5 protein-coding genes are annotated in these 15,357 nt (G+C 69.4%); all 5 read left to right on the top strand.

The window, feature by feature from the left end:
* Positions 1–2,895 (top strand): condensation domain-containing protein (locus ACWDR0_RS07120; protein WP_456350630.1); only part of this gene is annotated, 2,895 nt, incomplete at its 5' end.
* 97 nt (positions 2,896–2,992) lie between these two features.
* Entirely contained in the window at positions 2,993–4,090 is a 1,098-nt protein-coding gene (locus ACWDR0_RS07115) for a TauD/TfdA family dioxygenase (RefSeq protein ID WP_456350629.1), read from the top strand.
* Positions 4,091–4,371: 281 nt separating this feature from the next.
* A complete protein-coding gene (locus ACWDR0_RS07110; protein ID WP_456350628.1) occupies positions 4,372–7,209 on the top strand; it encodes an amino acid adenylation domain-containing protein in 2,838 nt (945 codons plus the stop codon).
* 107 nt (positions 7,210–7,316) lie between these two features.
* Entirely contained in the window at positions 7,317–13,688 is a 6,372-nt protein-coding gene (locus ACWDR0_RS07105; RefSeq protein WP_456350627.1) for an amino acid adenylation domain-containing protein, read from the top strand.
* Positions 13,685–15,325: a cyclic peptide export ABC transporter gene (locus ACWDR0_RS07100; protein WP_456350626.1), complete on the top strand. Its 1,641-nt coding sequence runs from the start codon at positions 13,685–13,687 to the stop codon at positions 15,323–15,325. Before ACWDR0_RS07105 ends, ACWDR0_RS07100 begins: the two co-directional genes overlap by 4 nt.
* The last annotated feature ends 32 nt before the right edge of the window (positions 15,326–15,357 follow it).

Genomic DNA, 15,357 nt, shown 5'->3' with positions numbered 1-15,357 from the left:
CTCTCGATCCAGGTGGTGGCGAGGGCTCGGAGGGCCGGTATCCGGATCACCCCGAGGCAGCTGTTCCAGCACCCCACGATCACCCAACTCGCCCCGCACGCCACTCTTGGCGTCGGCGCCGGAGGCCGTTCGCAGGGCGACAGTACCGACGAACTCGGACCGATCCAGCAGTGGTTCTACGAGCTGGACCTGGCGGTACCGGCCCACTGGAACATGGGCCTGCTGCTCGGAGTGCGTGATCGCATCGGCCGGGACGAACTGACCAGGGCGCTGAACGCCGTGGCCGATACCCATGAGGCGCTGCGGACCCGCTTCACGGACGACGGCAGCGGGCGGATGCGCGCGACAGTGGATCCGGTGGCCGAGGTGCCGGTTGAGGTCTCCGATCTGTCCGCGCTCGCCGACGGCCGAGTCGACCAGCGGCTGAAGGAACTGGCCGACGACCTGAACACCCGGATCGATCCCGTGCGCGGTCCGCTCCTGCGAGCCCATCTCGCCGACCTCGGCCCCCATGGTCCGCAGCGCCTGGTGCTGGCGGCCCACCATCTGGTCATGGACGCCGTCTCCTGGCGGATCGTCCTCGAGGACCTGGAGTACGCGCTCGCCGCCGTACGCGAGGGCGACAAGCCGGCACTGCAGTCCGAGGGTGCCACGCACCGTCAATGGACCGCCGAACTGCGCCGGCGGGCACTCGACCCGCACGTACACCACCGAGCCCGCACGGACCTCCAGGAGCTGGCCGCCCTCGCGGCAGCGGACCCGGCTGCGACACCGCCCGGGACCGAAGCCACCGCTCGCCGGGCGCGCCGCACGCTCGGAGCCGAGCAGACCGAGCACCTCCGGCAGGCGCTTGTGCACAGGCTGGGAAGCACCTTCGAGGAAGGGCTGCTGACGGCGGCCGCCCGTGCCCAGGCCCGGATCGCCGGTCTCGACACGGTTGTCGTGGAGCTGGAGAGCCACGGCCGTGAGGACCTGCACCCCGACCTCGATCTGTCACGCAGCGTGGGCTGGTTCACCACCCTCGCGCCCTTTCCGGTAGCAGCCTCGGACGACAGTCCGCTCGGAACCCTGTGGGACGTACGCGCCCGGCTACGCGATCTCCGGCATCGCGGCATCGACCACGGTGTGCTGCGCTACCTGGCGCACGACAACGGCCTGGCCGGCCTCTTCGCCTCACTGCCCGCACCTCACTTCAACTTCAACTATCTGGGCCGGGTCAGCACCGGCACGGCCACGGCATCCGGCACTTCGCTCGAACTCATCGCACCCGGCTTCGGCCGCGTCCGTGCCCCGGACGGGACACGGCCCGCCGCGGTCGTGGTGGAAAGCCTGATCACCGATGGGAGCCTGGCCGTCGAGGTGGAACACAGCGGGCAGGCGGAGGCCGATCTTCTGCTGGACGCCGTGATGGAAGAGCTTCGCGCGCTCGCAGGCCGAACGGAACCGCTGATGCTGTCCTCCGGGCTGAAGCACGGTACGGCGGCGGTCGCCGACGTTCGCGATTGGGTCGGGCGATGGGGAGATCTGACGGCGGTGTGGCCCCTCACACCGACGCAGGAGGGCATGGTGTTCCGTACCCTCGCCGAGGACAACGGGTCGAGCGGCGTCTATGTGGAGCAGTTGGTCTGCGTCCTTGATGGACACCTGGACCCGGATGCGTTCGCGGACGCCTGGCAGGCCTCCTTCGACCGGCACCCGGTGCTGCGCGGTGCGTGTGTATGGCAGGGCGTTCCCGGACCGCTGTTCGTGGTGCCTGCCGTGCGCAAACTGCCGGTGACGTTCCTGGACCTGACATCGGACCCGGAAGCCGGTCTCGACGCCTTTGTCGCCCGGGACCGCGAGGCCGGCTTCGATCTGGGTACCGGCCCGCTCGCCCGGCTCGCTGTGGCCGGGCTCGGGGGCGGCCGCTGGGCTTTCGTATGGACCAACCACCATGTTCTGTTCGATGGCTGGGCCCTGCCGATTCTGCTGGGCGATGTGTTGGAACACTATGCTGCGATCCGGCAGGGGCGGAGCCCCCGGCCCGTTCCGGCACCCGACTTCGGAACCTTCACACGCTGGATGGCTCGGCAGGACCCCGAGGCCGCACGCGCGTTCTGGACCCGGATGCTGGAAGACGTCGATCCGGCGTTGATCGCCGTGCCCCGGGAAGGCCCCGCGGTCCATCGAGACCACATCCTGCACCTGTCCGCTCCGGACACGGCGCAGCTGCGTGCGACAGCCGGACGCCTCGGCGTCACTCTGGGGGGCATGGCCCATGCGGCGTGGGCTCTCGCCCTCGCCGCCGAGACCGGTGTGGACGACGTGGTGTTCGGCAGCGTGGGCTCGGGCCGTCCCGCCGACCTGCCGGACGTGGAACGCATGATCGGCATGTTCATCAACACGATTCCCCTCCGCACCCGACTGCCTGCGGCGTTGCCGCTCGGCACCTGGGCCAAGGATGTGCAGCACTCCTTGAACCAGGTACAGGAACACATTCACACTCCCCTCGCGCGGATCGCCGTGTGGAATGGGCGGACCAGCTCGTCCGCGCTGTTCGACACCTCGGTGATCGTGTCCAACTTCTCCTTCGCCGACCTGGGAACGGAGCTCCCGGAACTCTCGGTCGTCCGCACCGAGACACGAGAGCAGACGGAACTTCCGGTCACCGTGTCCGTCGCCCCGGACGGGGACCGACTCGCGATCGCCCTCAATCACGACACCGGGCGGATCCGTGACGGGCGGGCCGCCGCCCTCGCCGAGCGGTTCCGTACGGCCCTGACAGCGCTGGCCGCAGACGCGGCGACGGTCGGTGAGGTCTGTACCGGGCTGCGGAAGCAGGTGCGCGTCGAGCGTGCCGCGAACCGTGACCGCCGGGCAGCCCGCCTCGGTCCGTCCAACCGTTCCCGCGGCTGATCCGGCCGCACATTCCCGTCGACGCGATCTCCCTGAGCGTGCCGTGAGGCTGCCGGGGAACGCCTGACGCGCCATCCGACGATTCTTCGGAGCACCCATGTCCCTTCGTGTATCCCGCATTCCCCAAGGCGCCCTGAGGCGCAGGTCGCTGACCGGCCCGGCGGTGGTCCGCTTCGGCCCCATGCAGCCCTCGGCACTGCCCGTGCTCGCCGCCCCCCGGGACCCCGGCGTTCCGCTGACCGCGTGGGTACAGGCCAACGCGGATCTTGTCCGCGAGCAACTGCACCGGTCCGGCGCTGTCCTCTTCAGGGGATTCGACGAGGGAGCCGACGCGCTGCGCCCCGTCATCGAGGCCGTCGGCGGCGACAGGGCCCTCGCCTATCAGGACGGCGCGACCCCGCGGAGTGAGCTGGACGACGGTGTCTACTCCTCCACCGAGTATCCGGCCGACCAGGCCATTGACATGCACAACGAGGCCTGCTACAGCTGGCGGTGGCCCCGGGTGCTCGGCTTCTCCTGCGCCGTCCCGGCGCAGAGCGGCGGCCAGACCCCGCTCGCCGACTCCCGGAAGGTGCTGCGCCGGATTCCCGCCGATCTGCTCGCCCGTCTCGAACGGCACGGAGTCCGCTACGTACGCAACTACACGCCGGGCGTCGGCATCCCCTGGCAGGAGGCACTGGGGTGCGACGAGAGCGGCCTGGACGCCTACGCCGAGAGCACGCGGCTGCGTCTCCACCGTGTTGCCTACGACCATCTGCGTACCGAGGCCGTGCGGCCGGCAGTGGTACGGCACCCCGAAACGGGTGAGTGGGTCTGGTTCAACCAGGCCACCAGCTTCCACCTGAGCACCATCGGAGCCGAACTCGCCACGGAGCTTCTGGAACAGGTCGGCCCTGACCGTGTGCCCAAGACGAGCAGGTCCGGGGACGGCAGCGAGTTCACCGCCGCAGAGCTCGATGCCATCAGGGCTGCCTTCGCGGCCGAGTCGACCGTGTTCGACTGGCAGCCCGGTGATGTCCTTCTGGTCGACAACCTGCTCGTCGCACACGGGCGGTGGCCCTTCACCGGGCCGCGTGAGATCCGTGTGGCGATGGCCGGCTCGGCTGACTGGCAGCAGGTGGAGACCCGTCCGACAACCGTCGCCCTCGTCGAGGACGGCGCCACCGCAGATCCACTGAAGGGGGACAGCAGGTGAATACAGCAACCTCCGCGCCATCCCTGCCCGCCGCGGAGACCTTTCGCGCGGGCCCGCACCAGAAGGACGCCGCCCAGGACGATACGGTGGCCACCCTTGAGCTGGCAGTTCCGGAATCGGTCACAGAGGAGCAGCTGGCCGGCGCAGTGGAGGCAGTCACACGGCGCCACGAGGTGCTGCGTACGGTACTGACACCCTCTCCGGTGGGCGGCCCACCGACGCTGACCGTATTCGCAGAACCGTTACTGCAAGGCGGGGGCCGGCCCTGGACCGCCGCCCTCGTGGGCACGGCCCGAATGGAAGTCTCCGCCTCGGCGCAGGTTCTGGACCCGGAGGGGCTTCTGCTGCTCGCCGACGAGCTGGAACGCGAACTGCGGGGCGCGGCCCCGGCCACACCCGAGCAGGACGACGACCTGGAGTACGTCGACGTCGCCGGATGGCTTCACGAGGTGCTCGACGATCCGGATGCCGAGCGCGCCCGCCAGGACGTGAACCCGGCACCCACAGGGCTCGGAGAGGCCGGCGACGCACTGGCCAGGCTGCGCTCCCTGGGGCCCGCGCCCTCGCACGGCGCTGCCGGGAAAGGGGTGCCCTTGCCCTTGAAGGCACGGCCGTTCCGCCGGGTCGCCCTGCCCGGGCCGTACGCCGACGCCGAGGCCCGGGTGCTGAGCGCCTGGCTGGTGGTCCTTCACCGGTTCGGCGGTGTTCGGGCGCCTACCGTACGAGTGAGCACCGGCCTGCGTGAGGTGCCCCGACTCGACCGTCTGATCGGGCCCTTGAGTTCCTGGTTGCCGTTCAGCTGCGAGGTCGACACCGAGCGGACGCTGGCGGACGTGGTCGGCGCGGTACGTAGCACGCGCGCCGCACAGCGCGAGAGTGTGGAACTCCTGGGCGACGTGTCAGGGGTGATCGGCCCTCTGGGCTTCTCGTTCACCCAGGTGCCGGCCTCCGTGGGCACTTGGCCCGTCCAGTCGCTCACGGCGCGAGGCAGCGGGCCCGGACTCAGGCTGATCGCGGTGCGGCAGAAGGACCTGGTCGAGTTGCGGCTCGACGGGATGTACACCGACGAACTCGGTGGGGATCTGATGGACCGTCTTTTGACGGCGACCGCCACGGTCATCAAGCAGATCGGAAGGGCACCGGGGATTCGGATCGGCCGGGTCGGTCTGGGCACTCCCGCTCCGTCTCTGGTGACCCCTGCCACACCCACGGCCGTCGATTGGCAGGACCGTACAGTGCCCGAGCTGATCGGCCGAGTCGCCTCACGCACACCGGGCGCGACCGCTGTGCGCAGCGGAAACCGGGAACTGACGTACCGTCGACTGCTGGCGGATGCCGACAGGCTTGCCACCGGCCTGGACGCGGGCCCGGAGGACGTTGTTGCCGTCCTCGTACCCGACCCCGTGGATCGCCTGGTGGCGCAGCTTGCCGTGCTGCGCTCCGGAGCCGCCTATCTGGTAGTCGATCCTGGCGACCCGGCCGACCGGATCGGCACGCTGCTCGACGAGGCGTCCGCCCGAGTCTGCCTCGCTACCACGGATACGGCGCCGCTGGTGGGGGACGGGGGTGGTCGTCGGGTGGTCCTGGTGCCGGACGGCCGTGCAGGCGGCGTTGTGGACGGCGAACCGCCACCGCCGGCCGATATCCGCCCGCCCCTGAGCCCCGACCACCTGGCCTACACCCTCTTCACCTCCGGCTCGACCGGTCGGCCCAAGCCCGTGGCGGTGACCCACCGTAATGTTGTCAACTACCTCGGCTGGCTCACCGATGCCGGTCTGATCGACGCCGACACCGTACTTCCTGCGACCGCGGCCCCGGTCTTCGACGCCGCTCTCAAGCAGCTGTGGGGTCCACTCGTGCTCGGCGGCACGGTCGTACTGCCCCCCGCGGACGAGCGGCCCGCCGAGACGTTGGCTGCCGCCGTCCTGGCCCCGAACACCGCCAGTGGCCCGGACATCACCGCCCTCAACACCGTGCCGCGTCTCTGGGACGAGACGCTGCGGGCCCTTGAGCCGACCGGGAGTGAGGCCGGAACAGACCGACGGCCCCTGGACGTGCTGCTCGGGGGAGAGGCACTCACCCCGGAGCTGGTGCACCGCACCCGTCGGCTCCTCCCTGGGGCACGGCTGTGGAATCTGTACGGCCCCTCCGAGACCACGGCCAACGCCACCGCCGGGGTCGTCACAGACGGGGCACGGGTGGACCTCGGCCCTCCGATCGGTGCCACCGCGGTTCATGTCCTGGATGACGCCATGAACCCTGTGCCACCCGGGGCCATCGGAGAACTGTACGTCGGTGGCGCGGGCGTCGCGCGAGGGTATGCGGGGCGGGGTGCCCTGACCGCCGAACGGTTCGTGCCCGACCCGTTCTCCGAGTGGCCCGGCGTCCGGCTCTACCGCACCGGCGACCTCGCCCGGATCGGTGCCGCCGGCCGGCCGGAGTACATGGGGCGGGCCGACAGCCAGCTGAAGGTGCGCGGATACCGTGTCGAGCCCGGCGAGATAGAGGCCGTTCTGCTGCGGCATCCCGCTGTCACCGCAGCAGTGGCCGACGCCCGCGGCGGACGCCTGGTTGCGTGGATCGTGGCGGCCCCGGACGGCCCGCCCACTGTGGAGCAGCTGCGCGAGCACTGCTCAGGCGTGCTGCCCCCCTACCTGGTGCCCGCCGTGTTCGTCGCCCTGGACCGGGTGCCGCTGACCACACACGGAAAGACCGACAGACGGGCTCTGCCGGATCCCGCGGACGGCCATCTCCAACAGGGGGGCCGATTTGTCGCACCGCGTACCCCGGCGGAGCTGGTCGTCGCGGAGATCTGGCGCACCGTTCTCGGAGTCGACCGCGTCGGAGCCCACGACAGCTTCTTCGCGCTCGGTGGTGACTCGATTCGCGCCATGCACATAGTGGCTCGAGTCCGCGAACTGATGCGGGCTGAGGTCCCCTTGCAGAAGGTGCTCGGAGGGCCGACCGTCGCGGAGCAGGCGCGGCTGCTGCTCGAACACGACGAGGACGGCTCCGTCCGTGAATTCGTCGCGGCGTTCGCCGCGCTCGACGCCCCGGCCGAGGCCCACGACCCAGCTCCTGCCGCCGGCTCCGCCGATGACGCCATCGAAGGACAGTGATGACCGATTCCGATCGCCTTGAACGGGCCGGGCGAGCCCTCGCGGCCCGTCGGCCGCGGCAACACCCGAACCCGTCCCGGGTGCAGCGCCGTCCCGACGCCCTGCAGGTGGTTCTGTCCGAGACCCAGCTGCAGTTGTGGACCGCGCACGCCCTCGACCTCACCGGTGGTGCTTACACCGTGCCGGCCGCCCTCGATATAGACGGTCCGCTGGACGCCGGCGCACTCATCCGGGCCTTTGGTCGACTGCCGGACCGGCACGAAGGGCTGCGCCTGGTAACAGAGGAGGTTCGTGGCACCCCTCACCCCAGACTCCTCGGCGAACTGCCCCCGCTGCGCCATGTCGATCTGACCGCTCTGGACCGTCCGGCCGCGGAGCGGCGCAGGGACGAGCTGACCCGTGCAGAACTGCGCAAACCCTTCGCGCTGGACAGCGGCGCCCCCCTGGTGCGCGGTGTGCTCCTGGCCTTCGCCCCCGACCGACACCGGCTGGTCGTGGCCTTCCACCATTTGGTTGTGGACGGACTGTCGGTGAGCGTCCTCATTAAGGAGCTGACGGACACCTATGAGGCATTCCGTAGCGGCGGCACCCCGCCGTCACCGTCGGTGGGGCCGTCGTACACCGACTACGCCTGGTGGGAGCGGCACAGTGCACAGGCGCCTTCGCCCCAGGCATCGGTGGACCACTGGCGGGCCGAACTGAAGGATGCCCCGCGTGGTCTGAGCCTGCCATTCGACCAGCCGCGCCCGGCTGTCTCCGCACACCAGGGGCGCCATCTGATCCGCACCACCGGACCGGACCTGCGGCAGGGCGTCGAGCGGTTCGCCGCCGGCTGTGGAGTGTCCGTATTCGCTGTTCTCTTCGCCGCCTGGCGTACGGTGCTGCACCGTGTGGCCCGCACCGACGACCTGGTGATCGGCGTGCCCGTAGCCAGCCGGGCCCGGCCCGAGCTGCGCAGTACGGTCGGCCCGTTCATCAGCACGCTGCCGCTGCGCAGTCGGCTGCGGGACGGAGCGACCCTGCGTGAGCTGGCCGAAGAGTCCGCCCGGATCGTCGCCCGCTCTTTGGATCACCGGCATGTGCCCACCGCGGCGGTGGGAGGCGGTACGGGGTCCCCTTTGTTCGGGGCCATGTTCGCCTTCCTCGGTGAGGACCGCTCCCGGATGCGGCTGGGCGAGGCCGTCATGACCCCGGTGCCTGTCGAGACCGGTACCTCCAAGACCGATGTCACGCTCAGTGTGGCCGACCGCGGCGACGACTTCGAGCTGATGCTTGAGTACGATACCGAGCTGCTGTACGAGTCCACCGCGTCGGCCCTGGTCGAGGCCTTTCTCCGGTTTCTGGCCGAAGGGCTCGAGGCACCGGACCGGAGCGTGAGCCTGCTGCCCCTGAGCGAGCCCCGCGCACTACCCGGACCGCGGGCTGCCGCCCTCGTGGAACACACCCTCGACCAGGGATTTCTGCGCTCGGCCGGCCGGTACCCGCGGCGCACGGCGCTGAGCTGGCAGGGCGTGGCCGTGTCCTACGCCGAGCTGGCGGATCGTGTCGACACCCTGGCCCGGCATCTGGTAGCCGGAGGTGTGATGCCGGGTGAACGCGTACCACTCCATCTGGAACGCGGGCCCGCGCAGGTTGTGGCGATCCTCGCGGTCCTGCGGGCGGGCGCGGCCTATGTTCCGCTCGATGTGCACAATCCCGAGGAGCGCATCCGTCATGTCCTCGGCGACTGCGGCGGCCGCGTTGTGGTCTGCGGCGCACAGGGGGCAGGGAGTGTAGGCAAGGGAATGCGCCAGGTGTCGATCGACGGGCACGGTCGTCCGCTCACGGCACTGGATCCGGCCGAGGACGGAATCAGGCTGCCCGGCAGGCACCCGGACGACATCGCCTACGTCATCTACACCTCGGGTTCCACCGGCCGTCCCAAGGGGGTGGAGGTCGCGGACGCCCAGGTGGCACGGCTGTTCACGGCGACCGGCCGGCACTTCGAATTCGGGCCCGATGATGTATGGAGCTTCTTCCACTCATACGCCTTCGACGTGTCCGTCTGGGAGCTGTGGGGAGCGCTGCTGCACGGCGGCAAGCTGGCACTGGTGGCGGACGACACCGCCAGGTCCCCGCAGGACCTGCTCGCCTTCCTGGACGATTGCGCGGTCACCGTGTTCAGCCAGACGCCGTCGGCCTTCAAGGGCATCGTGGCCGCGGACGCCGTTGAGGGAGCACATCGTGCCCTCGCACTGCGATACGTGGTCTTCGGCGGCGAGCGGCTCGATGTGAACACGTTGCGGCCCTGGATCGACGCCCGCGGTGACCGGAATCCCCGCCTGGTCAATATGTACGGCATCACCGAGACCACGGTGCACTCCAGCTACCGCGTCATCACGGCCGCGGACCTGGGCGGGCGCACCGGGAGCCCCATCGGCGTGCCGATCGACGATCTGACGCTGTACGTGCTCGACGAAGGGCTGAATCCGCTGCCACCGGGCCTGGTCGGTGAACTCCACGTCGGCGGCGCGGGCGTTGCCACGGGCTATACCGGCCGGGGGGCGCTCACCGCCGAGCGGTTTCTTCCCGACCCGTACTCAGGCGCTCCGGGCGCCCGTCTCTACCGCAGCGGAGACCTGGCCCGTATCACGGAGGACGGTGAGCTCGAGTACTGGGGCCGTGGCGACGCCCAGGTGAAGATCCGTGGCTTCCGGATCGAGCTCGGCGAGGTGGAAGTGGCCCTGGTTGCCCATCCGGATGTGGCTGCCGCGGCCGCGGACGTGCGCGGTGAACAACTGGTCGCGTGGCTGGTACCCGTTCCCGGCCGGGATCTGCCCGGTGTTTCGTCCCTTCGCGAACACACCGCGGGGCTGCTGCCGCCCTATATGGTGCCCGCGGTCTACACCGCCCTGGACAGGATTCCGCTGACCGTCAACGGCAAGGCGGACCGACGTGCTTTGCCCGACCCGGCGCAGGCCCGACTCGCATCCGGTACTACTTTCACGGCTCCGCGCACGCCACTGGAAGTGACCGTCGCCGACGTTTGGGCGGAGGTCCTCGGCGTCGAGCGGGTCGGTTTGCACGACAACTTCTTCACCCTGGGAGGCGATTCCATCCGGGCCGTGGAGATCACGGGCACCCTGCGGGCACTCGGCCACGAGACCCGGGTGCACGCGGTGTTCCAGCACCAGACGGTCGCCGAGTTCACGGCTCGGCTCGCACAGAGTGAACCCGACCGCGGCCCGGAACCCACCGCCCCCTTCGAGATGATCAGTGCCGACGACCGGGTTGTGCTTCCCGCGGATGCGGAGGACGCTTATCCGCTGACCGCGACACAGGCGGGGATGCTGTACCACCTGCACCTGCATCCCGAAGCGGGGATCTACCACAACACGGTCAGTGTGCGGATGCGGGGGCGCCTCGATCCGGATCTGCTGCATAAGGCCCTCACCGACACCATGGCCCGCCATCCTGTTCTGCGGACCAGTATCTCCATGGACGGCTATTCGGAACCGCTGCAGATCGTGCACCGTGATGTGGAACCACGCCTGACCGTGTGCGATCTTTCGGACCGTTCGCCGGACGAACAGCGCGCCGGGATCGATGCGTTCGTGGCCGCGGAACGAATCAACCATCTCGACCTGGAGCGGGCGCCGTTGCAGCGGCTCGCCGTCCATCTGCTGGGTGACGACGAGTTTCAGCTCACTGTCAGCGAGAACCATGTCATTTTGGACGGCTGGAGCTGGACCTCCACCCTTTCGGAGATCCTCAGCCGCCAGGCAGCGCTCCTCGACCGCGAACCGGATTACGCGCAACGCTGGCCCGACCTCCCGTTGAGGTACGCCGATTTCGTCAGAACGGAGCGGGAGTCCGCGAACAGCTCGGATGTCGCTGTGATCTGGCGGGACCGGCTCGCGGACGCCGAACCACGGTCTGTCGTGGACCTGCGTCCGGCCGGGCTCCCCCAGGTACGCCGCGTGAAGGTCGACATTGCCGCGGACACTTCGCAGCGCCTGACCCGGCTCGCAAAGGAAGAGGGAATGCCGCTGAAGAGCCTGGCCGTGGGTGTGCATTTCAAGGTCCTGGCCGAGGCGCTCTCCGTGACCGACCCGGTTACCGGAATGGTCCTGCACGGTCGCCCCGATCTGCCCGGCGCCAAGGACCTGCGGGGACTGTTCATCAATATGCTGCCGGCCTCGGTGACCGTACCCGGCGGTAGCTGGCGCGATCTCGCACGGCGCGCGTTCGACGAGGAACGCACGCTTCTGGAGCACCGGCACACACCGCTCATCAGCGTGCAGCAGGCACTCGGCAACGACCCGCTGTTCGACGTGGGTGTGAACTTCGTCCGCTTCCATGCCCTCAGCGAAGTGCTGGACACGGGTGTGGTTGAGCTCCTCGAAGAACACCCCGGTTCGGCCGAGGACACCAACTACGCCGTTATGGCGACGTACTCGGTCCACCCGCCCGGACACGAGCTGGGCCTGATACTCGCCTACGACAGTGACCGGGTCTCCGACACATGGGCGGCCGGCCTCGCCACGATGTACGAGGAGGCGTTGCGCCGCTTCGCCGCCGACCCCGAAGGCCCGCACGATGCGGCCGGACTACTGCCCCACGACACCGAGACCGAGGCCCGTCGAGCCGACGGCGGTGCGCTCGACGTACCGGCCGGAACCCTGGACCGGGCCGTCGCCCGCATTGCTCACGTACGACCCGGTGCGGTCGCGGTCACCGGACCCGACGGAACGCTCACCTACCGGCGCCTGGCCGACCGGGCGGCAGCGTCCGCCGCGGGCCTCGCCGCAGCCGGTGTACGGCGGGGAGACCCGGTCGCAGTGGTCGCTCGGCGCGGCACCGATCTGGTGACCGGCTTGCTCGCAGCGATGTCGGCGGGCGCCGCGTATGTACCCGTCGACCCGGAGCTGCCTCTGGAGCGCATTGCCCATGTAATCCGCGACTCGGGTTGCCGGACGGCCCTGACCGCCCATCTGACCGACGACGACCGTGCGGTCCTCGATCTGCTGGCCCGGGAGGGCGTTACGGTCCGTACCGTCGCCGAAGCGGCCGCCGACCCGACGAGCGCCGTCCCGGAGCGGCCCGGCCCGGGCGACCTGGCCTACCTGATCTACACATCGGGCTCCACGGGTGTGCCCAAAGGGGTCGGGATCAGCCACCACAATGTGCTCGCCTACCTCCAGGCCTCCGGAACAGTGATCGCACCCGAGGCGCAGGACGTGATCGCCGTCCGCTCCACCTTCACCTTCGACCTCTCGGTGTGGGAGCTGTTCGCCGGCCTGGTGGCCGGGGCCCGTATCCACCTCGTGCCCGGGGACGTGGCCGCGGACCCACAACAGCTGCATATCCATCTGCGGACCGAGGGTGTCTCCATGCTGGCAACCACGCCGACCATCGCCCAGGAGCTGGCGGCCGTCGACGGCACCGCCGACACGGGCGGTGAGCCGATCGGACTGCGGGTGCTGCTGCTGGCAGGGGAGGAAGTGGTGCCGGCCCGGTTCGCCGACTGGTTCGACGGGCCCTCCGCACACGACTGCCGGGTCTTCAACTGGTATGGGCCCACCGAGGCCACCGTCCTGATGACCGTCGCCGAGCTCACCGCCGAGGTCACCCGCAGGCAGCGGGCCCCCATCGGAGGACCGGTGCCGGGTTCCACGATCCGGGTCCTGGACCAGCGGATGCGCCCCGTCGCCCCCGGCGCGGCAGGCGAGCTGTACATCGGAGGTGCCCAGGTGGGCCAGGGCTACTGGCGGCGCGCCGGACTGACTGCGGAGCGCTTTCTTCCGGACCCGTTCTCCGAGGTCCCGGGGGCGCGAATGTACCGGACCGGGGACCGGGCCCGTCACCGGGCCGACGGCCAGCTGGAGTTCCTCGGCCGGTTCGACAACCAGATCAAGCTCAGGGGTCACCGCATCGAACTCGGCGAAGTCGAATCCGTACTGCTCGGCCACCCGGACGTTACCGACTGCACCGTCGTGGTGCACGACGCAGCCGGGGCCCTGCCCCGTCTGGTGGCCTACGCGGTGTCCAAGGGGCAGGCGCTCGACCGCGGTGAGTTGCGCACCTGGGCGGCCGGACGGCTGCCCCGTTACGCACTGCCCGCCGCGATCTGCTCCGTCGAGCAGATCCCGCAGACCGCCAGCGGCAAGCTGGACAAGCGACGACTGCCGCCTCCCACCGCGGACGACTTCCTGAGCACGGCAAACAGCACACAGCCGCCGCGGGACGAGACGGAGCGGACACTGCTCACGCTCTGGCAGGAGCTCCTCGGTTTCGAGGGGCTGGGCATCCGTGACCACTTCTACGACGCCGGTGGACACTCCCTGCTCGCTACCCGGCTGCTGCTGCGCATACGGCGTGAGTTCGGCGTGAGACTGCGCGTACAGCAGGCACTGGCTGACTTCACCGTGGCGGGTCTGGCCGAGGTGATCAGACAAACGCAGGGCGAGACCATGGCCGGAAAGACGGAGCGGCGATGAACTTCGTCTCGCTCCTGGCGACCCGCTCACGCCCCGCGGTGTTCGCTGCGCTGTTCGCGGGCTTGGTGTCCGGTGCGGCCACCGTGGGCCTGATTGCCGTTCTCCACCAGGTCCTCGACCGCCTCGATGACCCCGGCACCGCGCTGATCGCGTCCTTCGTCGCTGCGGCGTCAACGGTGCTACTCGCCGGAGCGATCTCCTCCGTCCTGCTGATCCGGCTTGCCCAGCGCACCATCCAAGAACTGCGCATGGAGCTGAGTCGCCGGATCCTGGACACCGGAATACAGCGGATCGAGCGGATTGGCACGGCCCGACTTCAGTCCGCTCTCACCGACGACGTACAAGTGATCACCAATGCCGTCAGCAGTGTGCCGCTGCTGGTGATGAACTGTGCGATCGTCATCGGCGCCTTCGTATACATCGGACTGCTCTCGCTGAAAGTGCTGCTCGGCATGGGAGGCGTACTCGCACTGGGCCTGCTGCTCTACCAACTCCCGGTCCGCAGAGCCGGGGTGTACTTACGCCGTGCCCGCGAGCATCAGGACGCCATGCACGCCCATCTGGAGAGCGTCACCCACGGCATCAAGGAACTGAAACTCGACCGTGAGCGGCGCGCCGCGGTTCTTGAGAAAGGAGTGGAAGGAACCGGCGCACTGCTGGTGCGGGACACCACCCGGGGCGTGGCCCTGTACACCGTTGCGGGCTCCTGGGGACAGCTGCTGTTTCTCGCCGGCATCGGTGTCGTGCTCTTCGCCGGACCGCAGTTCGGAGTCGACGGCGACGACCTGACCGGTTTTACCCTGGCTGTCCTCTACATCAACACCCCGCTGGTGACCATTCTCAATCTCATTCCGGCGCTGGGCAGAGCCACCACGGCCCTCAACTCCCTCAACTCCCTGGACCTGGGTGACGAGCGCGGGTTCCGGGCGCTACCGAAGCGGCCTACCGCGGAACCTGCGCGGGCGCTGCTCCGGCTGCGGGCCGTCACGTTCCGGTACGACGGAGCCGAGGGCGGTGCGGGTTTCGCGGTCGGTCCGGTCGACGCCGACTTCGCGCCCGGCACCATCACCTTCCTGGTCGGTGGAAACGGCAGCGGCAAAACCACCCTGGCGAAGATCGTCTGCGGCCTGTATCCGCCCAGCGGCGGAGAGATCAGTCTCAACGGTGAGCCGGTCTCCGGCGCCGCGGTGGAAGCACTTCGGCAGAGTGTCGCGGGGGTGTTCGCCGACGTCCATCTCTTCCGCACCCTGCCGCATCGTCCGGACGGCGACGAGGAGGCCAACCGACTGCTGGCGCACGTCGGCATGGACGGCAAGGTGTCCGTGCAGGACGGAGATTTTTCGACCATCTCCCTCTCCACCGGGCAGCGCAAACGCCTCGCTCTTGTCTGCGCTCTGCTCTCTGACCGGCCTGTGCTGCTGTTCGACGAGTGGGCCGCCGACCAGGACCCGGAGTTCCGGGACTTCTTTTACACCGAGGTTCTGCCGATTCTGCGTGATCAAGGCAGAACCGTGGTCGCCGTCACCCACGACGACCGGTATTTCGGCATCGCCGACCAGGTTATCAAGCTCGAACGGGGGCGGTCGGTCGAGACCGGAGCCGATGCGATTGCACCGGCCGCGTCCGGGGTCGTATGACCCGGCCGCAGCACCATGAAATCCAACTACCG

The sequence above is a fragment of the Streptomyces sp. NPDC003691 genome (assembly GCF_053981115.1).
Note: the sequence above shows the minus strand (reverse complement) of the source record. Positions and strands in the feature narration are given on the sequence as shown.

Excerpts from the sequence above, each read along its gene's own strand:
- ACWDR0_RS07100 (WP_456350626.1), top strand. The coding sequence starts at position 13,685 with ATGAACTTCGTCTCGCTCCTGGCGACCCGCTCACGCCCCGCGGTGTTC.
- ACWDR0_RS07115 (WP_456350629.1), top strand. The coding sequence starts at position 2,993 with ATGTCCCTTCGTGTATCCCGCATTCCCCAAGGCGCCCTGAGGCGCAGG.